Source organism: Pseudomonas sp. SCB32, assembly GCF_009189165.1.
Taxonomy (GTDB): Bacteria; Pseudomonadota; Gammaproteobacteria; order Pseudomonadales; family Pseudomonadaceae; genus Pseudomonas.
In genome coordinates, this window is the sequence record NZ_CP045118.1 from 4,666,500 (window position 1) to 4,686,072 (window position 19,573).

General features: G+C 64.6%; 20 protein-coding genes. 17 read left to right on the forward strand and 3 right to left on the reverse strand.

Annotated features, from left to right (window positions below; all coding sequences use genetic code 11):
- Positions 1–150: 150 nt before the first annotated feature.
- From GA645_RS21255 to GA645_RS21265, 3 genes are all read left to right on the forward strand, one after another.
- A complete protein-coding gene (locus GA645_RS21255; protein ID WP_152225141.1) occupies positions 151–588 on the forward strand; it encodes a YqaA family protein in 438 nt (145 codons plus the stop codon).
- Between the two features lie 154 nt (positions 589–742).
- On the forward strand, positions 743–2,365 hold the full coding sequence (locus GA645_RS21260; RefSeq protein ID WP_152225143.1) for a methyl-accepting chemotaxis protein: 1,623 nt from the start codon (positions 743–745) through the stop codon (positions 2,363–2,365).
- 63 nt (positions 2,366–2,428) lie between these two features.
- Positions 2,429–2,821 (forward strand): hypothetical protein, encoded by a 393-nt coding sequence (locus GA645_RS21265; protein ID WP_152225145.1) that lies wholly within the window; start codon positions 2,429–2,431, stop codon positions 2,819–2,821.
- 699 nt (positions 2,822–3,520) lie between these two features.
- On the opposite strand, the gene GA645_RS21270 is transcribed toward GA645_RS21265, so the two are convergent.
- A complete protein-coding gene (locus tag GA645_RS21270) occupies positions 3,521–3,805 on the reverse strand; it encodes a hypothetical protein (RefSeq protein WP_152225147.1) in 285 nt (94 codons plus the stop codon).
- A gap of 266 nt (positions 3,806–4,071) precedes the next feature.
- On the opposite strand from GA645_RS21270, the gene GA645_RS21275 reads away from it, so the two are divergent.
- From GA645_RS21275 to GA645_RS21305, 7 genes are all read left to right on the forward strand, one after another.
- On the forward strand, positions 4,072–4,662 hold the full coding sequence (locus GA645_RS21275) for an amino acid synthesis family protein (RefSeq protein ID WP_152225149.1): 591 nt from the start codon (positions 4,072–4,074) through the stop codon (positions 4,660–4,662).
- Between the two features lie 23 nt (positions 4,663–4,685).
- A complete protein-coding gene (locus GA645_RS21280) occupies positions 4,686–5,519 on the forward strand; it encodes an alpha/beta fold hydrolase (RefSeq protein WP_152225151.1) in 834 nt (277 codons plus the stop codon).
- A complete protein-coding gene (locus GA645_RS21285; RefSeq protein WP_152225152.1) occupies positions 5,516–6,997 on the forward strand; it encodes an aldehyde dehydrogenase in 1,482 nt (493 codons plus the stop codon). The genes GA645_RS21280 and GA645_RS21285 overlap by 4 nt, the downstream gene beginning before the upstream one ends.
- Before the next feature lie 13 nt (positions 6,998–7,010).
- Positions 7,011–7,499 carry a flavin reductase family protein gene (locus GA645_RS21290; protein WP_152225154.1) on the forward strand — a complete coding sequence of 163 codons (489 nt, stop codon included), beginning with the start codon at positions 7,011–7,013 and terminating at the stop codon, positions 7,497–7,499.
- A gap of 172 nt (positions 7,500–7,671) precedes the next feature.
- Complete coding sequence (locus GA645_RS21295) at positions 7,672–8,061, forward strand: carboxymuconolactone decarboxylase family protein (RefSeq protein ID WP_152225156.1); 390 nt, start codon at positions 7,672–7,674, stop codon at positions 8,059–8,061.
- Positions 8,062–8,143: 82 nt separating this feature from the next.
- The gene (locus tag GA645_RS21300; RefSeq protein ID WP_152225158.1) at positions 8,144–8,896 is read left to right on the forward strand and encodes a GntR family transcriptional regulator; all 753 of its coding nucleotides are present in this window, start codon (positions 8,144–8,146) and stop codon (positions 8,894–8,896) included.
- A gap of 4 nt (positions 8,897–8,900) precedes the next feature.
- Entirely contained in the window at positions 8,901–9,464 is a 564-nt protein-coding gene (locus GA645_RS21305) for an NUDIX hydrolase (protein ID WP_152225160.1), read from the forward strand.
- Between the two features lie 63 nt (positions 9,465–9,527).
- On the opposite strand, the gene GA645_RS21310 is transcribed toward GA645_RS21305, so the two are convergent.
- Complete coding sequence (locus GA645_RS21310) at positions 9,528–9,821, reverse strand: DUF1330 domain-containing protein (protein WP_152225162.1); 294 nt, start codon at positions 9,819–9,821, stop codon at positions 9,528–9,530.
- 104 nt (positions 9,822–9,925) lie between these two features.
- On the opposite strand from GA645_RS21310, the gene ribBA reads away from it, so the two are divergent.
- From ribBA to GA645_RS21335, 5 genes are all read left to right on the forward strand, one after another.
- Positions 9,926–11,035, forward strand: a complete 1,110-nt coding sequence (gene ribBA / locus GA645_RS21315) for a bifunctional 3,4-dihydroxy-2-butanone-4-phosphate synthase/GTP cyclohydrolase II (protein WP_152225164.1) — start codon at positions 9,926–9,928, stop codon at positions 11,033–11,035.
- Positions 11,036–11,357: 322 nt separating this feature from the next.
- On the forward strand, positions 11,358–12,383 hold the full coding sequence (locus tag GA645_RS21320; RefSeq protein ID WP_152225166.1) for a polyamine ABC transporter substrate-binding protein: 1,026 nt from the start codon (positions 11,358–11,360) through the stop codon (positions 12,381–12,383).
- Positions 12,368–13,318: an ABC transporter permease gene (locus tag GA645_RS21325; protein ID WP_152225168.1), complete on the forward strand. Its 951-nt coding sequence runs from the start codon at positions 12,368–12,370 to the stop codon at positions 13,316–13,318. Before GA645_RS21320 ends, GA645_RS21325 begins: the two co-directional genes overlap by 16 nt.
- Before the next feature lie 3 nt (positions 13,319–13,321).
- On the forward strand, positions 13,322–14,131 hold the full coding sequence (locus GA645_RS21330) for an ABC transporter permease (RefSeq protein WP_152225170.1): 810 nt from the start codon (positions 13,322–13,324) through the stop codon (positions 14,129–14,131).
- Between the two features lie 17 nt (positions 14,132–14,148).
- Positions 14,149–15,291, forward strand: coding sequence for an ABC transporter ATP-binding protein (locus GA645_RS21335; RefSeq protein ID WP_152225172.1), 1,143 nt, complete (start codon positions 14,149–14,151; stop codon positions 15,289–15,291).
- A 722-nt stretch (positions 15,292–16,013) separates the two neighbouring features.
- On the opposite strand, the gene GA645_RS21340 is transcribed toward GA645_RS21335, so the two are convergent.
- Positions 16,014–17,411, reverse strand: coding sequence for a cytosine permease (locus GA645_RS21340; protein WP_152225174.1), 1,398 nt, complete (start codon positions 17,409–17,411; stop codon positions 16,014–16,016).
- Between the two features lie 334 nt (positions 17,412–17,745).
- On the opposite strand from GA645_RS21340, the gene GA645_RS21345 reads away from it, so the two are divergent.
- Positions 17,746–18,231 (forward strand): flavin reductase family protein, encoded by a 486-nt coding sequence (locus GA645_RS21345; protein ID WP_152225177.1) that lies wholly within the window; start codon positions 17,746–17,748, stop codon positions 18,229–18,231.
- Between the two features lie 99 nt (positions 18,232–18,330).
- Entirely contained in the window at positions 18,331–19,374 is a 1,044-nt protein-coding gene (locus GA645_RS21350) for an LLM class flavin-dependent oxidoreductase (protein ID WP_152225179.1), read from the forward strand.
- Positions 19,375–19,573: the final 199 nt, after the last annotated feature.

A 19,573-nucleotide genomic window follows, 5' to 3' on the forward strand; every position in this document is an offset into this window, starting at 1 on the left:
CATGCGAAAGAGCTTAGGCTCGCAAATGCAAATTCCTACTAATTCCTCAGCAAGATAGGACATATAGTATCTGGACACGCCTAAAGCTCGCCTCTTTATTCCAAAAAACCAGCACTTTTTTCTGTCCCGGAAAGTCGACGAATTTCCCCCATGCTGCCTCTCGCCCTGGCCGCCCACGCCGGCCTGTTCCTCTCGGCCTTCGGCGCCGCCACCCTGCTGCCCCTGCAATCGGAAGCCGTGCTGGTCGGCCTGCTGCTTGGCGGGCAATACCCGCTGTGGTCGCTGCTGCTGACCGCGAGCCTGGGCAACGTGCTCGGCTCGCTGGTGAACTGGGTGCTGGGGCGCGGCATCGAGCGCTGGCATGACAAGCGCTGGTTTCCGGTCAGCCGGCAAGCGCTGGAAAAAGCCCAGGCGCGTTACCGGCGCCTGGGTTGCTGGTCGCTGCTGCTGAGCTGGGCGCCACTGATCGGTGATCCGCTGACCCTGATCGCCGGCGTGATGCGTGAGCCGCTCTGGCGCTTCCTACTGCTGGTGACGCTGGCCAAGGTCGGGCGCTACGCGGTGCTGGCCTGGCTGACGCTAGGCTGAAGTGCCCGCCCCACAAGAGCTTGCAGGGCTTCCTGGCCGTTCGTCTTGTTGTGTCGCCGCCCCAATGAAAGGCGTCAATAATGTCACTGCGCCATTATTTTGTGCCAGAAGGCACGTCGGGCCGCAGACCACGAATGACAGAAAGGACGTCACTATGTACAGAAGCATGAGTATCGGCCGCCGCGCCTCCCTGGGGTTTGCCATCATGGGTGTGTTGCTGGTGTTCCTCGGCGCATTCTCACTGCTCAAGCTTTCCACCCTGCGCGCCGCCTCGGAAGAGATCGACAGCAACTGGCTGCTGAGCCTCAACCACATGACCGAGCTGTCCAACGACATCGCCCGTATCCGCCTGGAGTCGATGCGCCTGCTGGTCAACCGGGATGCCGCCACCCGCCAGCGCAGCCTCGACCTGATCGCCGACGCCCGGCGGAACAAGGAAAACGTACTGCGTGACTACAAACGCCTGATCCTCAGTGCGGAAGAGCAACAGCACACCGACGCGCTGACCCGCTCCCTGGATACCTACCTCAGTCACGTTGACGAACTGCTGGAAAAGATTCGCCAGAACGACCACGAAGGCGCATTGCAGAAGCTCAACGGCGACATCGCCCAGCAAGGAAAAGACCTCAACCAGCGCCTGACCACGCTGATCGAATTCAACCGCCACGGCGCCGCCGCAGCCGCCGAACGTGCGGTGGAGCAGTACCAGAACGGCCGCCTGGTGGTCGCCGGGGTACTGATCCTCAGCATCGCGCTGACCGTGCTGCTGGCCTGGCAGCTCACCCGCAGCATCGTCCTCCCGCTCAATCAGGCGGTGCGCGTGGCCCAGACCATCGCCAGCGGCGACCTCAGCCAGCGCTTCAGCGTCGAAGGCCGCGACGAGCCGGCGCAACTGCTCAACGCGCTGGCCGACATGCAGGGGCAGTTGCGCGAAACCATTCGCGGTATCGGCAACTCAGCCAGCCAACTCGCCTCCGCCGCCGAAGAGATGAACAGCGTGATGGAGCAGAGCAGCCGAGCGCTGCAGCAGCAGAGCGACCAGATCGAGATGGCCGCCACGGCGGTCAACCAGATGACCAGTGCCGTCGAGGAAGTGGCCAACAACGCCGCCTCGACCTCCGCCGCCTCCCGCGACGCCATCGAGGCCGCCCGCTCCGGCCAGGGCCGGGTATATGAAACCTCCAGCTCCATCGGCGCACTGGCCGGCGAGGTCGGCAGCGCCTCGCAGCAGGCCGAGGCACTGGCCAACCAGGCGCAGGACATCGGCAAGGTACTGGAAGTGATCCGCAACGTCGCCGAGCAGACCAACCTGCTGGCGCTCAACGCCGCCATCGAAGCGGCGCGGGCCGGCGAGGCCGGACGCGGTTTCGCGGTGGTCGCCGACGAAGTCCGCTCGCTGGCGCAGCGCACCCAGAGCTCCACCCGCGAGATCGAGGAACTGGTGTCGGCCATCCAGACCGGCAGCGACCAGACCGTGGCCGCCCTGCTCAGCAGCAGCGCCCACGCCGAACGCACCGTGGCCCGCACCAGCGAAGCCAGCGCGGCGCTGGAGGTGATCCTGGAGCGCATGTCGCTGATCAACGAGCGCAACCTGGTGATCGCCAGCGCCACCGAGGAACAGGCGCAGGTCGCCCGCGAAGTGGACCGCAACCTGCTAGCGATCCGCGACCTGGCCACCCAGACGTCCGCCGGCGCCACCCAGACCAGCGCGGCAAGCCAGGAGCTGTCCCGCCTGGCCGTGGACCTGAACGGCATGGTGGCGCGTTTTATCGTTTAATCAGGGAATTTTTCCTACGCTGACGTATCCAATGGCCATCATGGAACGCCACGGGGTGGATAGATGAACGTATTGAAACTGTCGGCCGTGCTGGCTGCCGCTGCGCTGCTGAGCGCTTGCGGTGGCGGCAATCAGGCCAAGGTCTGCGGGTCGGATGACGTGAAGAACCAGTTGGTGAAGATCTTCCTCAGCGGCTCACTGTCCAGCCAGGCCGATGCGCTGACCAAGGCCGAGCTGAAGGACGTGGCCATCATCGAGAAGGACCCGGACAGCGGCGTACTGGAATGCGTCGGTACGCTGTCGGTGCCGGTGGTTGGGCAGGTGGCGTCCGGCACCCTGAAATACCGCATCGCCCCGGCGGCCAAGTCGGACCACGACTACCTGCTGCTGCTCGCCGACGGCGACCTGGCGAATGCCTTCGCCAAGCGCATCGAGAACATGGTTCCGCGGCAGTAAGGTTACCCACAGGCAATGAAAAACCGGCCCCTGTGGCCGGTTTTTTATTGGGTGCGTTTTGCCGTTATCGATCGCGGAAGAGCACCGCGGGCGCATGACGCCGGCGTTCACATAGAGCACCGAGTCGGCCGCGATGGATTTCGCGGACAAGGTCCGCTCCTACGAAGAGCCCCTCTCCGTTCCCAGCCTTGGCTCTTAAAAGACTTCCAGAGAAACCTCCGCACACTCCGGAGCGCCCCTTCAGGAGGCCGAGTGGAATAGGAGTTTCAGGGGTTGAGCGGCATGGATGCCGCGAGAGCGTCGCTGGGCCAGGGATGGCCCTTCGACGGGGGACGCCTAGTTCGGGCCCCTGAAACTTCGATGGAGCGAGGGAAACGGAGCGCAGCGAAGTAACAGCCGAAGGCTGGCCCGTAGGGTGAGCGAAGCGAATCAGTCCCGCGAAGCGGGACCCGGATGCAGGGGCAAGACTTTTTGGTTCCTTTTGTGAGGGCGGCTATCCGACGTTTGGCAAAAGGGACTCGCCCGAGGGGGCGAAACCAAAAAACACCAGCACACGCCGAAGCGGCGCAGAACACCCAAAGCAGAAGCATCGCGGACAGAGTCCGCTCCTACGGGAACGGAGACGGCGGAGTCAGTCTGTAGGAGCGGGCCATGCGCGCGATCGCGGGCATGGCCCGCTCCTACAGGAAAATTACGAACTCAGAACCCATCCAGATCGATCAGCTCTCCCTCAAAGAGAATCGACCCACCCTCCTCGTTCGCCTCGCCGCCCTTGATCTCACCGTAATAGGACAGCCCATTCTCCAGCGTCACGCAGACATGGGTCGGCTCATCCGGCGCATCCAGCTGGCCCTTGAAGCGCAGCTCGATCACCCCCTCCTCCGGAGCACTGAGGCTGATGGTGACCCGGGCGTTGTCCACCGCTTCGGCTTCGCGGCCCCAGTGCTCGGCGCTGACGGTCACGGTGGCGATTTCCTGTTTCATGCTCGATGGCTCTCCAGACGGCTCCGACGCCATGCGCGCCGGGAAGTGACAACAAGGATACCGCGCCTCGCCACAGCGCCGAAACGCCGGTTTCCCCCGCCTACCGCTTGTCGCCTGCCCCTCCCCCATCCATACGAACCGCCCGCCAGCGCTGGCTCGGGACACTTCCACCCCAGGGTAATCAGGTCTTGCACAAAGCGTATTATGGTATACCATGATACCGAATCCCTTCCCCAACCCAGCCGAAGTCACAACTGGAGCGACCCATGAGTTTCGAGATTCGCAAGATCGTCACCTACAGCGAGCAGACCTTCATCGAAGCCGGCAAGGCCACCGATACCCCGGTGACCATGGTCGGCCTGGCCGTGGTGATCAAGAACCCCTGGGCCGGTCGCGGCTTCGTCGAAGACCTCAAGCCCGAGATCAAGGCCAACTGCTCCGACCTGGGCGCGCTGATGGTCGAGCGCCTGACCGCCGCCATCGGTGGCGCTGACAAGATCCAGGCCTACGGCAAGGCCGCCGTGGTCGGCGCCGATGGCGAGATCGAGCACGCCTCCGCCGTCATCCACACCCTGCGTTTCGGCAACCACTACCGCAAGGCGGTCGATGCCAAGAGCTACCTGAGCTTCACCAACAAGCGCGGCGGCCCGGGCACCTCGATCCAGATCCCGATGATGCACAAGGACGACGAAGGCCTGCGTTCGCACTACATCACCCTGGAAATGCAGATCGAAGACGCCCCGCGCGCCGATGAAATCGTGGTGGTACTGGGTGCCGCCGACGGTGGCCGCCTGCACCCGCGCATTGGCAACCGTTACATCGACCTGGAAGAGCTGGCTGCCGAACAGGCTCAGTGATCCACACCGTGCAGGAGCGCTCCATGATTCGGCTCACCGCTGAACGCACACCGGCCGGCACCAGTTACCTGGCGACCGGCCAGGGCCACCCCGTGGTACTGATCCACGGCGTCGGCCTGAACAAGGAAATGTGGGGAGGCCAGATCGTCGGCCTGGCGCCGCAATTCCAGGTCATCGCCTACGACATGCTTGGCCATGGCGCGAGTCAGCGTCCGCAGCCGGACTGTGGGCTGGTCGGCTATGCCGACCAGCTGCGCGAGCTGCTCGACCACCTCGGTGTGTCCCGCGCGACGGTCATCGGCTTCTCCATGGGCGGTCTGGTGGCGCGGGCATTCGCCCTGCACTGTCCCGAGCGCCTCGAAGGCCTGGTGATCCTCAACAGCGTGTTCAACCGCAGCGCCGAACAGCGCGCCGGCGTGATCGAACGGACCCGCCAGGCCGCCGAGCACGGCCCGGACGCCAACGCCGAGGCGGCCCTGTCGCGCTGGTTCAGCCGCGAGTACCAGGCCGCCAACCCGGCGCAGATCGCCGCGATCCGCCAGACGCTTGCGAGCAATGACCCGCAGGGCTATCTGACGACCTACACCCTGTTCGCCACGCAGGACATGTACCGCGTCGACGACCTGGGCAACATCAAGGTGCCGACCCTGGTCGCCACCGGCGAGCTGGACCCCGGTTCGACGCCGAAGATGGCCACGGAGCTCGCCGAACGCATTCCGGGCGCCAAGGTCAGGGTGCTCGAAGAACAGCGCCACATGATGCCGGTGGAGTCGCCGCGCCTGGTCAACCAGATGCTGCTCGACTTCCTGCAACAGGCACAGGTTTCCAAGAATCACGTACAGGGGAATGTCGCATGACCCTCGCACGCTTCCAGATGTTCATCGATGGCCAGTGGGTCGACGCCATTTCCGGCAAGACCTTCGAGAGCCTCAACCCCGCCCTGGCACAGCCCTGGGCCGAACTGCCCGATGCCGATGAAGCCGACGTCGAGCGCGCCGTGCAGGCCGCCCAGCGCGCCTTCAACGACCCGGCCTGGCGTGGCCTCACCGCCACCGCGCGCGGCAAGCTGCTGCGTCGCCTGGGCGACCTGATCGCCGAGAACAAGGAACACCTGGCGCAGCTGGAAAGCCGCGACAACGGCAAACTGATCCGCGAGACCCGTGGTCAGGTCGGCTACCTGCCGGAGTTCTTCCATTACACCGCCGGTCTTGCGGACAAGCTCGAAGGCGGCACTCTGCCGCTGGATAAGCCGGACCTGTTCGCCTACACCGTGCACGAGCCGCTAGGCGTGGTCGCTGGGATCATCCCGTGGAACAGCCCGCTGTACCTGACCGCGATCAAGCTGGCCCCGGCCCTGGCCGCCGGCAACACCATAGTGCTCAAGCCTTCGGAACACGCCTCGGCGACCATCCTCGAACTGGCCCGCCTGGCTACTGAGGCCGGCTTCCCGGCTGGCGTAGTCAACGTGGTCACCGGCTTCGGCCCGAGCACCGGCGCGGCACTGACCCGCCACCCGCTGGTGCGCAAGATCGCCTTCACCGGCGGCGCCGCCACCGCGCGGCACGTGGTGCGCAGCAGCGCGGAGAACTTCGCCAAACTGTCGCTCGAACTGGGCGGCAAGTCGCCCAACATCATCTTCGCCGACGCCGACCTGGACAGCGCCATCAACGGCGCCGTGGCCGGCATCTACGCCGCCTCAGGGCAGAGCTGCGTCGCCGGTTCGCGCCTGCTGGTGCAGGACGAGATCTACGACGAGTTCGTCGCCCGCCTGGTGGAACGCGCCCAACGCATCCGCATCGGCAACCCGCAGGACGAGCAGAGCGAGATGGGCCCCATGGCCACCGCGCAGCAGCTCGCCGTGGTCGAAGGCCTGGTCGCCGACGCCCTCGCCGAAGGCGCCCGCCTGCGCCTGGGCGGCAAGCGTCCGGACATCGATTCCGCAGGCTGGTTCTACGAGCCGACCCTGTTCGAGTGCGACAGCAACTCGATGAAGATCATGCAGGAAGAAGTCTTCGGCCCGGTGGCCTCGGTGATTCGTTTCAAGGACGAAGCCGAAGCGCTCGCCATGGCCAACGACTCGCAGTTCGGCCTTGCCGCCGGCATCTGGACCCGCGACCTGGGTCGCGCCCATCGCATGGCCCGTGGCGTGCGCAGCGGGATCATCTGGGTCAACACCTACCGCGCGGTGTCCGCCATGGCGCCCATCGGCGGCTTCCACAACAGCGGCTACGGCCGCGAGAGCGGCATCGATTCGGTGCTGGCCTACACCGAGCTGAAGACGGTGTGGATCAACCTCTCGCAAGCGCCCATGCCCGATCCCTTCGTGATGCGCTAAAAGGAGCGACGAGATGATCGAACCCGGCATCTACAAAGAAGTGATGGGCTCCTTCCCGTCCGGTGTCACCGTGGTCACCACCCTGGACACCAACGGCGAGATCGTCGGCATCACCGCCAGCGCGTTCAGCGCGCTGTCGATCGAGCCGGCGCTGGTGCTGTTCTGCCCCAACTACGCCTCGGACACCTACCCGATCCTGCGCGACAGCAAGCAGTTCGCCATCCACCTGCTGTGTTCCGACCAACAGGCGGAGGCCTACGCCTTCGCCAAAAAGGGCAAGGATAAGGCCAAGGGCATCGAGTGGCATCTGAGCGAACTGGGCAACCCGCTGCTGAGCAAGGCCACCGCGATCATCGAATGCGAGCTGTGGCGCGAGTACGACGGCGGCGACCACGCGATCATCGTCGGCGCGGTGAAGAACCTGATCCTGCCGGAGCAGGAGGTCACCCCGATGGTCTATCACCGCGGCAAGCTCGGCGCACTGCCGGTGATAGCCGGATAGAGCTTTGCAAGGCCGCTCGCCATCACCCTCGGCAGCGGCCTTTTTTATTCCAGCCTGCGGGCTGATGCTTTTCGTAGGAGCGAGCTTGCTCGCGAACGGATTTCCCGGCGACACCGATGCTGGACGGGTTCGCGAGCAAGCTCGCTCCTACAGGGATAGAAAGGAGCGACCGATGAGCAACGAGAAATACGAAAAAGGCCTGGCGATCCGCACCCAGGTGCTGGGCGAGGCCTACGTGAACAAGTCGATCCAGAACGCCGACGACTTCACCCGCCCCCTGCAGGAGCTGGTCACCGAGTACTGCTGGGGCCACGTCTGGGGCCGGGAGGGCTTATCGCTCAAGGAACGCAGCATGATAAACTTGGCGATGATTTCGGCACTCAACCGCCCTCACGAACTCAAGCTGCACGTACGCGGGGCCCTGCGCAACGGCCTGTCCCGAGAGCAGATCCGCGAGATCCTCCTGCAGGTCGGCATCTATTGCGGAGTGCCCGCGGCAGTGGACAGTTTCCGCCTCGCCCGCGAAGCCTTCGCCGAGGCCGACGCCGAGGAACGTGGTTGATTGCTGACCCTACTTGACGAGGGAGCCCCTGAGCGTGCTCCATCGTTCCTCCTACGGACAGCCAGTACACAGAGCGGACCCCATGAAACGCTTGCCACTCGACGATAGCTTCAAGGTCAATCGCAACCCCGTCACACTGCGCGAAATCGTCCTCGACAAGCTGCGCGGCGCCATCCTGAATTTCCAGCTGCTGCCGGGTGACCGCCTGGTGGAGCGCGACCTGTGCGACCGCCTGGGCGTGAGCCGCACCTCCGTGCGCGAAGCACTTCGCCACCTGGAGTCCGAGGGCCTGGTGGAGTTCGCCGACGCCAAGGGTCCGCGCGTCGCCATCATCACCCTGGAAGACGCCGTCGACATCTACGAGCTGCGCTGCGTGCTCGAAGGCCTGATCGTCCAGCTCTTCACCCTCAACGCCAAGGCCCGCGACATCCGCAACCTGGAGCGCGCGCTGGAGGAAAACCGCAAGGCCCTGGAAGATGGCGAACTGCAACAGGTGATCGAGTCGGTGCAAGGCTTCTACGACGTGCTGCTCGAAGGCTCGGGCAACCGCACCGCCGCCACCCAGCTGCGCCAGCTGCAGGCGCGCATCAGCTACCTGCGCGCCACCTCCGTATCCCAGGAGAACCGCCGCAGCGCCAGCAATCAGGAAATGGAACGCATGGTCGAGGCGATCAAGAGCGGCGATCCGGTCGCGGCTCACCAGGCCTCGGTCGATCACGTCCGCGCCGCCGCCAAGGTCGCCCTGGATTACCTGCGTTCCAAGCAGGATGGCGAAGGCAACGTCCGCGACATCGCCACCCCCATCGCGCTCAAAGAGCCGCGCATCGGACGCTGACGCCATGACCGCCCCGCGCTTCTGTCCCGCTTGCGGCAGTGGTGGCCTGAGCCGCCAGTGCCCGCCGGGGGATACCCATGAGCGCCTCATCTGCGCGGGCTGCGGCTACATCCACTACGAGAACCCCAAGGTCATCGCTGGCTGCATCGTCGAGCGCGACGGCAAGTACCTCCTCTGCCAGCGCGCCATCCCGCCGCGCCCCGGCACCTGGACCCTGCCGGCCGGCTTCATGGAAAACGGCGAGACCACCGAGCAGGCCGCCCTGCGCGAAGTCTGGGAAGAGACCGGAGTGCGCGCCGACATCGTTTCGCCCTACTCCATCTTCAGCGTGCCGAAGATCAGCGAGGTCTACATCATCTTCCGCGCCACCGTGATCGAGGAAACCGGCGAGCATGGGCCGGAGTCCCTGCAGGTGAAATTCTTCGCGCCGGAAGAGATTCCCTGGGACTGCATCTACTACCCGGCGATCCGGCAGATTCTCGAGCGTTACATCGAGGAGCGGCAGGCGGGGGTGTATGGGATCTACATGGGTAACGATGACACCGGGAAGGTGCATTTCATTCGGTAGTCTCCTGTAGGAGCGCGCCATGCGCGCGATTCGCGGGCGTGGCCCGCTCCTACGAGGAGCCAGTCAGCCCTCGATCCCCTCCACGATGACAATCTCCGCCTTCGCCACGCCCTGCCGGTGCGCGCAGGCCTCCTGGTATTCCGCCGAGCGGTAGCAGGCCACCGCCTGCTCGAAGGAATTGAACTCGATCACCACGCTACGCTGAGGAGTAGCCCTGCCCTCCAGCGCTTCGGCGCGCCCGCCGCGGGCGAGGAATTTGCCGCCGTAGCGGGCGAAGGCCGCCGGGGCACGGCGGGTGTATTCGCTGTACTGCTCGGGATCGGTGATGTCGACGTGGGCGATCCAGTAAGCCTTCATGCTGACCTCTGCGGTTCTGGTTGCTATGGCGAGTTCTGTTTGGACAATAAAGGTATTATGGTATACCAGATTACCCCTCCATTGATCCAGCCGAGTACCGCACCATGCCGTTCGACCGCATCGAAGACATCATCGAAGACTACCGCCAGGGCAAGATGGTGCTCCTGGTCGACGACGAAGACCGCGAAAACGAAGGCGACCTGCTGCTCGCCGCCGAGCGCTGCACGCCGGACGCGATCAACTTCATGGCTCGCGAGGCGCGTGGGCTGATCTGCCTGACCCTGACCGACGAGCACTGCGACCGCCTGGGCCTGGAGCAGATGGTGCCGGCCAACGGCAGCGTCTATTCCACTGCCTTCACCGTTTCCATCGAGGCCGCCACCGGGGTCTCCACCGGCATTTCCGCCGCCGACCGCTCGCACACCGTGCTCACCGCCGTGGCGCCGAATGCGCGCGTCGAAGACCTGGTGCAGCCCGGCCACATCTTCCCCCTGCGCGCCCGCGAAGGCGGCGTGCTGACCCGCGCCGGGCATACCGAGGCGGGCTGCGACCTGGCGCGCCTGGCCGGGATGACGCCGGCCTCGGTCATCGTCGAAGTGATGAACGACGACGGCAGCATGGCCCGGCGACCGGACCTGGAAGTCTTCGCCAAGCGCCACGGCATCCGCATCGGCACCATCGCCGACCTGATCCACTACCGCCTGAGCAACGAGCACACCGTCGCGCGTATCGGCGAGAGCGAATTGCCGACCGTGCACGGCACCTTCCGCCTGGTCACCTACGAGGACCGCATCGAAGGCGGCGTGCACATGGCCATGGTGATGGGCGACATCAAGCGCGAAGACCCGACCCTGGTGCGCGTGCACGTGATCGACCCGCTGCGCGACCTGGTCGGCGCCGAGTACACCGGGCCGAAGAACTGGACGCTCTGGGCCGCCCTGCAGAAGGTCGCCGAAGTCGGCCACGGCGTGGTGGTGGTACTGGCCAACAACGAATCTTCCCAGGCGCTGCTGGCCCGCGTGCCGCAGCTGACCCAGGCGCCACGGCAGTTCACCCGCTCGCAGTCGCGCATCTACTCCGAGGTCGGCACTGGCGCGCAGATCCTCCAGGACCTCGGCGTCGGCAAGATCCGCCACCTGGGTGCGCCGCTGAAATACGCCGGCCTCACCGGCTACGACCTGGAAGTGGTGGAAACCCTGCCTTTCGAAGGCTGATCCGTTCGTCCGCTCGCCGTGCTGGCGCTTCGCCAGAAATTTCCAGCACGGTCAGCCCAGGAAAACTTTTCCTTTTTCAATCAACAACCTGAGCAATACGAGGAGAGACGCGGGTTTCACCCAGTCTTCGCTGCCACGATGGCCGGTGTCGCCGAGGACTTGCGGAAAGTTTGGAATACCATAATATGACATTCCGTAGGCCTTACTTTTTCCACCAGTCAGCGCGCCTCACCGACGCTGCCTGAAACGCTACGGCTACCTGCTCCAGACAAGCGGTCCACGAAGTCCGCTGTTAACAAACACAACAACGAGGGCAAGCAAGATGGTGTTCAAGAAACGTGTGATCGCGGTCCTGGCCGCTGCAGTCCTGGGCGCAACCGGCACCGCTGCCTTCGGCGCCGACAGCCTCAGTTTCGTCAGCTGGGGTGGCACTACCCAGGATGCACAGAAGCAGGCCTGGGCCGATTCCTTCAGCAAATCCACCGGCGTCCAGGTGGTCCAGGACGGCCCCACCGACTACGGCAAGCTCAAGGCCATGGTCGAGAGCGGCAACGTCCAGTGGGACGTGGTCGACGTCGAAGCCGACTTCGCCCTGCGCGCCGCCGCCGAAGGCCTGCTGGAGCCCCTGGACTTCAACACCATCAAGCGCGACCGCATCGACCCGCGCTTCGTCTCCGACCACGGCGTCGGCTCGTTCTATTTCTCCTTCGTGCTCGGCTACAACCAGGGCAAGGTCGGCGGCAAGCAGCCACAGGACTGGACCGCCCTGTTCGACACCGCCACCTATCCGGGCAAGCGCGCGCTATACAAATGGCCAAGCCCCGGCGTGCTGGAACTGGCCCTGCTGGCCGACGGCGTGCCCAAGGACAAGCTCTACCCACTGGATCTGGAGCGCGCCTTCAAGAAACTCGACACCATCAAGAAGGACATCGTCTGGTGGGGCGGCGGCGCTCAGTCGCAGCAACTGCTGGCTTCCGGCGAAGCAACCCTCGGCCAGTTCTGGAACGGCCGCATCTACGCCCTGCAGCAGGACGGCGCGCCGGTGGGCGTGAGCTGGAAGCAGAACCTGGTCATGGCTGATTTCCTCGTGGTGCCCAAGGGCTCCAAGAACAAGGACGCGGCGATGAAGTTCCTGGCCAATGCCAGCAGCGCAAAGGGCCAGGCCGACTTCGCCAACCTGACCGCCTACGCTCCGGTGAACCTGGACAGCGTCGGCCAGCTCAAGTCTGACCTCGCGCCGAACCTGCCCACCGCCTACGCGCAGGAGCAGATCACCCTCGACTACGCCTACTGGGCGAAGAACGGCCCGGCGATCGCCGCACGGTGGAACGAATGGCTGGTCAAGTGAAAATGGCTGTGATGCAGCCGGGCCAGGCAGCCGGAGGCGCATCCAGCGCCGCCGGCGCCACCGCCCCGAAGGCAGAACCCATGCGACAGGATGAAGCTCTCACACACCGTTGGCGCGGTTTCCGCAACCTGCTGCCGGCGTTGCTGTTCCTCGGTCTGTTCTTCCTCGCCCCGCTGATCGGGCTGCTGCTGCGCGGCGTGCTCGAACCCACGCCGGGCCTGGAGAACTACGCCCAGCTGTTCGCCAACTCGGCGTACACCCGGGTGCTGTTCAACACCTTCGCCGTCGGCGCGCTGGTCACGATTATCAGCCTGCTGCTGGGCTTCCCGCTGGCCTGGGCGATCACCCTGGTGCCGCGCGGCTGGGGTCGCTGGCTGCTGAACATCGTGCTGCTGTCGATGTGGACCAGCCTGCTGGCGCGCACCTACTCCTGGCTGGTGCTGCTGCAGGCCTCGGGGGTGATCAACAAGACCCTGATGGCGCTGGGCATCATCGACCAGCCGCTGGAGATGGTGCACAACCTCACCGGCGTGGTGATCGGCATGAGCTACATCATGATCCCGTTCATCGTGCTGCCGCTGCAGGCCACCATGGCGGCCATCGACCCGATGGTGCTGCAGGCCGGCTCGATCTGCGGCGCCAGCCCCTGGACCAATTTCTTCCGGGTGTTCATCCCGCTGTGCCGGCCGGGGCTGTTCTCCGGTGGCCTGATGGTCTTCGTCATGTCCCTGGGCTACTACGTCACCCCGGCGCTGCTGGGCGGGGCGCAGAACATGATGCTGCCGGAGTTCATCGTCCAGCAGGTGCAATCCTTCCTCAACTGGGGCCTGGCCAGCGCCGCCGCCGCGTTGCTGATCGTCATCACCCTGGTGCTGTTCTACCTCTACCTGAAGCTGCAACCGGAATCCCCGGTGGCTTCCAGTAGCGCGAGGTAAGCCATGCTGCTCTCACCCAATGCCATGAGCCGGAGCATGCGCGTCGGCCTCTACCTCACGACCGGGACCATCGCGGCCTTCCTGCTGCTGCCCATTGTGTTCATCGTGCTGCTGTCCTTCGGCTCCTCGCAGTGGCTGGTGTTCCCGCCGCCGGGCTGGACGCTGAAGTGGTACACGCAGTTCTTCTCCAACCCCGAGTGGATGAGCGCAGCGTTCACCAGCCTGAAGGTGGCGATCCTCACCACCCTCTGCTCGGTGGCCCTGGGCCTGCCCACCGCGTTTGCCCTGGTGCGCGGCAAGTTCCCCGGCCGCGAGATGCTCTACGGGCTGTTCACCCTGCCGATGATCGTGCCGCTGGTGATCATCGCGGTGGCGGTGTACGCGCTGTTCCTCAAGCTCGGCTACACCGGCACGCTGTTCTCCTTCGTGGTCAGCCACGTCATCGTCGCGCTGCCCTTCACCATCATCTCGATCATCAACTCGCTGAAGCTGTTCGATCAGTCCATCGAGGACGCCGCGGTGATCTGCGGTGCCTCGCGCCTGCAGGCGGTGATGAAGGTGACCTTCCCGGCGATCCGCCCCGGCATGGTGGCCGGCGCGCTGTTCGCCTTCCTGGTCTCCTGGGATGAAGTGGTGCTGAGCGTGATGATGGCCAGCCCGACCCTGCAGACCCTGCCCGTGAAAATGTGGACCACCCTGCGCCAGGACCTGACCCCGGTGATCGCCGTCGCTTCGACGCTGCTGATCGGCCTGTCCGTCCTTGTGATGGTGATCGCCGCCGCCCTGCGCCGGCGCAACGAAATCAGCGCCTGAGCGCCGAGGTAAATGCCATGAGTGCCGTGATCCAAGAATCCCGCGAGCAGAAGACCCTGGTCAGCCTGCGCAACCTGAACAAGTTCTATGGCGACTTCACCGCCGTGGACAACATCTCCCTCGACATCCAGGACGGCGAGTTCCTCACCTTCCTGGGCTCCAGCGGCTCGGGCAAGAGCACCACGCTGTCCATGCTGGCCGGCTTCGAGACACCCAGCAGCGGCGAGATCCTGGTCGAAGGCCAATCCCTGGTGAACGTGCCGCCGCACAAGCGCGACATCGGCATGGTGTTCCAGCGCTACTCGCTGTTCCCGCACCTGTCGGTGCGCGACAACATCGGCTTCCCGCTGGACATCCGCAAGCAGAAGGGCGCCGAGCGCGACCGTCGCGTCGACGCCATGCTCAAGCTGGTGCAGCTGGACAAGTTCGCCCACCGTCGCCCGGCGCAGCTCTCCGGTGGCCAGCAGCAGCGCGTCGCCATCGCCCGCGCGCTGGTCTATGAGCCGCGCATCCTGCTGATGGACGAGCCCCTCGGCGCGCTGGACAAGAAACTGCGCGAGGACCTGCAGGACGAACTGCGCCACCTGCACCGCCGCCTGGGCATCACCATCGTCTACGTGACCCACGACCAGGAAGAAGCCATGCGCCTGTCCCAGCGCATCGCCATCTTCAGCCACGGCAAGATCGTCGGCCTGGGCAGCGGCTATGACCTCTACCAGAACCCGCCGAATGCCTTCGTCGCATCCTTCCTCGGCAACTCCAACTTCCTTCGCGCCCGCGCCCACGGCAACGCCGCGGCGGAGTTCGAAGGCCGCGTACTGTCGATCAGACCGACCGCAAACCTGTGCGAAGGCCAGGACATCCTGCTGATGGTGCGCCCGGAGAAGGCCCAGGTGCTGAGCCCGGCCCAGGCGTCTGCCACTCCCCTGGCGGCTGGCTGGAACGAGATCCCGGCGCGCGTGGCCGAAACGGTGTTCCTCGGCGAGAGCCTGACCTGCAGCGTGGTGACCGCCAGCGGCGCGAACCTGACGCTCAAGGAATTGTCCGGCAACACCCAGCCACTGGCTCCCGGCAGCGAAGTGCGTGTGCGCTGGGCGGCTGCCGATGCGTGCGTGTATGACCAATGGAACGAGAGCGACCTGACCAAGGGCGCGCACTGATCCACGACTGAAGAGTTGTCCCTTGAACCCCCGGTTTGCTTCTTGGAGCCGGGGGATTTTTTTGGCTGGTGTTTTTTAGCTTGCTGCCGTGCTCACACGTCGAGCCTGTAGGAGCGGACTCCTTCCGCGATGCTTTTGCTCTTCGTAGGGCACATAACGCCTCTGGCGTTATCCGCCGTTCGGGTATTGGTGTTTCTGCGCTGCTTCGGCGTGCTCGGATGTTTCTTGTTTCGCCCCCTCGGGCACGTCACTTCTTCCAAACGTCGGAAGGCCGCCCCCAAAGAAGTAACCAAGAAGGCTCGTCCCGACATCCGGGTCTTCGCTTCGCTCAGACTCCCCTCCTTCCGGTATCGCTCCGAGGGTCGGCGTCCATGCCGCTCGCCCCTCTGCGCAATACCTCCACTCGGCCTCCTGACCGGACTCTGCGCGCGCCTGATGCATGGGCAGTACCTGAGTGGCTCGTGTGTGAACGCTCTTCGTAGGATGGCGTGGAGCGAAGCGATACCCATCAGGGCGTACCTGTCTGCGACTCTGGTTGCCCTTCGTAGGAGCGAGCTTGCTCGCGAACCGCCCCTCCATCGCTGTTTCGGCGTTGCCTGCAACGCTGATCGCGGGCATGGCCCGCTCCTACAAGAGATGCATCGCCCTCGCCCATCCCACAGGCAAAAAAAAGCCCCACCAAATCCCGGCAGGGCAGAGAGTGTAACGACGAAAACGAAAGCTTATTCCGCGATCCCCAGCCCCACCGGCTGGCCCATCTCGCGCGCCTGGCCGCGAGTCGCCAGGCAGTAGTAAAGCGGGCAGGTCACCAGCAGGCCGAACAGCCACGACAGGTCCACCCCATCGATGTAATTGGCATATGGCCCGACAAACAGCGCCGTATTGGCAAACGGCAACTGCACGACGATGCCCAGGAAGTACGCAATGATCGCGTGCGGATTGAAGCGCCCGTACACCCCACCGTCACGACTGAAGATCGACTGGATGTCATAGCGGCCACGCTTTATCAGGTAGAAGTCGACCAGGTTGATCGAGGCCCAGGGCACCAGAACCACCAGCATCGCCAGGATCAGGCCGATGAAGTGGGAGATGAAGTCGGCCGAGGCGCCCAGCGCCATCACGCAGCTGCCCGCCAGCACCGCCGAGGACAGGACCACGCGCACGCGCACGCTGGGTGTCCAGCTGCCGGCGAAGGTCTGGATCGAGGTGACGATGGAGAGCACCGCGCCGTACAGGTTCAGCGCGTTATGGCTAACGATGTTGAGCAGGAACAGCAGCATCAGCACTGGGCCGAACATCCCGGTGGCCTGCTTCACCGCGAGCATCGCGTCGGTGCCTTCCGGGGTCGCCAGTACGGCGACGGCGCCGAAGCTGAACGACAGGCTGGTACCCGCCACCGCGCCGGCGAAAGTCGCCAGGAACGGTTTACCGATACCCACGCTGGCCGGCAGGTAACGCGAGTAGTCCGAGGTGTAGGGGGCGAAGCTGATCTGCCAGATGATGCCCAGGCACAAGGTGGCCAGGAAGCCCGACAGGTTGAAAGCGCCGCGGGAGAAGAAGTCCGCCGGCAGCTCGCCGCCGAACATGATGACGAAGCCCGCCAGCAGCGCGCCGCCCATCACCCAGGTGCCGATGCGGTTGAGGGTGTGGATGAAGCGGTAGCCGATCACGCCGATGGCGGTGGCGCCCAGCGCGCCGAGAATGATCGCCACCGGCGTCGGGGTCGCCGGCACCAGGCCCTGGATCGACTTGCCCGCCAGAACGATGTTGGAAATGAAGAAGCCGACGTAGATCAGTGTGGTGAAGAACACGATCAGCAAGGCGCCGTAGCGGCCGAACTGGCCCCGGCTCTGGACCATCTGCGGGATGCCCATCTGCGGCCCCTGCGCCGATGCCAGGGCGAGGAACACGCCACCGAACAGATGGCCGAGAACGATGGCGATCAGCCCCCAGAGCAGGTCGAGGTGGAATACCTGGACCGCCATCGCGCCGGTGACCACCGGCAATGGTGCGATGTTGGTGCTGAACCACAGCGTGAAGAGATCGCGGGACCGCCCATGGCGCTCGGCCGGCGGCACGTAATCGACGGTATGGTTCTCGATCAGCGGAGTCTCGGACATCGTTGTTTGCCTTGCTTATTGTCTTTGTAGGTCTGGTCATCCGGCGCCTTGAAACGGGCAGAATCGGTGCTTCGGCGACAGCGGCAATATTATGGTATTCCAAATACCAGGCAAGGGGTTTCTGCCTAACCGTTGGTCGAATGGCCGTCGACCGGGTACCCGCCGGCAACCTTCAGCCACGCTGGAAGCCCCGTAGTCAGCAGCCTCCAGCCGATCATCGAGAAACCTCCATCCATCCATCGGGAAAAGAAAGGGCTTGCTTTCGAAGTATTACGGTATACCATCAGACGAAACGGTCACCCCCGATGACCGGATCACAAGACAGGTACTCGCAATGATCGACAACGCTGCCTACAAACAAGTCATGGGTTCCTTCCCGTCCGGCGTCACTGTCATCACCACCATGGACGACGACGGCCAGGTGGTCGGTCTCACCGCGAGTGCCTTCAGCTCCCTGTCCATGGACCCGGCGCTGGTACTGTTCTGCCCCAACTACAGCTCCGACTCCTACCCGGTGCTGATCCGCCGCAAGCACTTCGCCATCCACCTGCTCTCCGCCGACCAGCGCGGCGAGGCCTATGCCTTCGCCAGCAAGGGCAAGGACAAGGCCCAGGGCATCAGCTGGACCCTGAGCGAACGCGGCAACCCGTTGCTGGACAACGCCACCGCCATCATCGAGTGCGAGCTGTGGCGTGAATACGAAGGTGGCGACCACGCCATCCTGGTCGGCGCTGTGAAGAACCTTATCGTCCCCGAGCAGGAGGTCATCCCGATGATCTACTGCCGCGGCAAGATGGGTGCCTTGCAGGCCTTCGCCTGAAACCTTGCGTGAGACCCGCCGGCGGGCAGGTTCCCGGCCAGGCGGCCATTATTGAAATATCCGGCCCGACGGCCGCAGTAATCGCCCCGAGGTAACGCCATGAAATTCTCCTTGTTCGTACACATGGAGCGCTATGACGAGCAAACCAGCCAGCGCCAGCTCTTCGAGGACCTGACCGAGCTGACGCTGATGGCCGAGGCCGGTGGCTTCAGCACCGTGTGGATCGGTGAACACCATGCGATGGAGTACACCATCTCGCCCAGCCCGATGCCGCTGCTGGCCTACCTGGCCGCTCGCACCGAGACCATCCGCCTGGGTGCCGGCACCATCATCGCGCCGTTCTGGAACCCCATCCGCGTCGCCGGTGAATGCGCGCTGCTCGACGTGATCAGCAACGGCCGCATGGAAGTGGGCCTGGCGCGCGGCGCCTACCAGTACGAGTTCGACCGCATGGCCAATGGCATGCCCGCCTCCGAAGGCGGCAAGTACCTGCGCGAGATGGTCCCGGTGGTGCAGGCGCTGTGGCAGGGCGATGTCGCCCACGAAGGCGAAATCTGGAAGTTCCCCACCTCCACCTCCTCGCCGCGCCCGATCCAGAAGCCGACCCCGCCGATGTGGATCGCCGCCCGCGATCCGGACTCGCACAACTTCGCTGTGGCCAACGGCTGCAACGTGATGGTCACCCCGCTGATGAAGGGCGACGAGGAAGTCCTCGACCTGAGGAACAAGTTCGAAGCCGCCCTGGCCAACAACCCCGGCATCCCGCGTCCGCAACTGATGGTGCTGCGCCACACCCACGTGCACAACGCGGACGATCCGGAAGGCTGGAAGGTCGGCGCGCAGGCCATCTCGCGCTTCTACCGCACCTTCGACGCCTGGTTCGGCAACAAGCAGGTACCGGTCAACGGCATCCTGCCGCCCAGCCCCGAGGAGAAGTTCAAGGACCGTCCGGAGTTCGAACTGGAGAACATCCGCAAGAACACCATGATCGGCACCCCGGAAGAAATCATCGCGCGCATCCGTTACTACCAGGAACTGGGCGTCGACGAATTCAGCTTCTGGGCGGACAACAGCCTGTCCCACGCCGAGAAGAAGAAGTCGCTGGAGCTGTTCATCCAACATGTGATTCCGGCGTTCCGCTGATCATTGCTGCCACATGCAAAGGGCGCCTTTGGGCGCCCTTTGCTTTTGTGGCGAGCACAAAGCCCCCACGTAGGATGGGTGGCGCTTGCGATATCCATCGAATGCCTCCTGGGACTCTGGCAATGGGTATCGCTTCGCTCCACCCATCCTACGGTCGTGCCCAAAGATAGGCGCGGACTCCGCCCGCGATCGCGCCCAT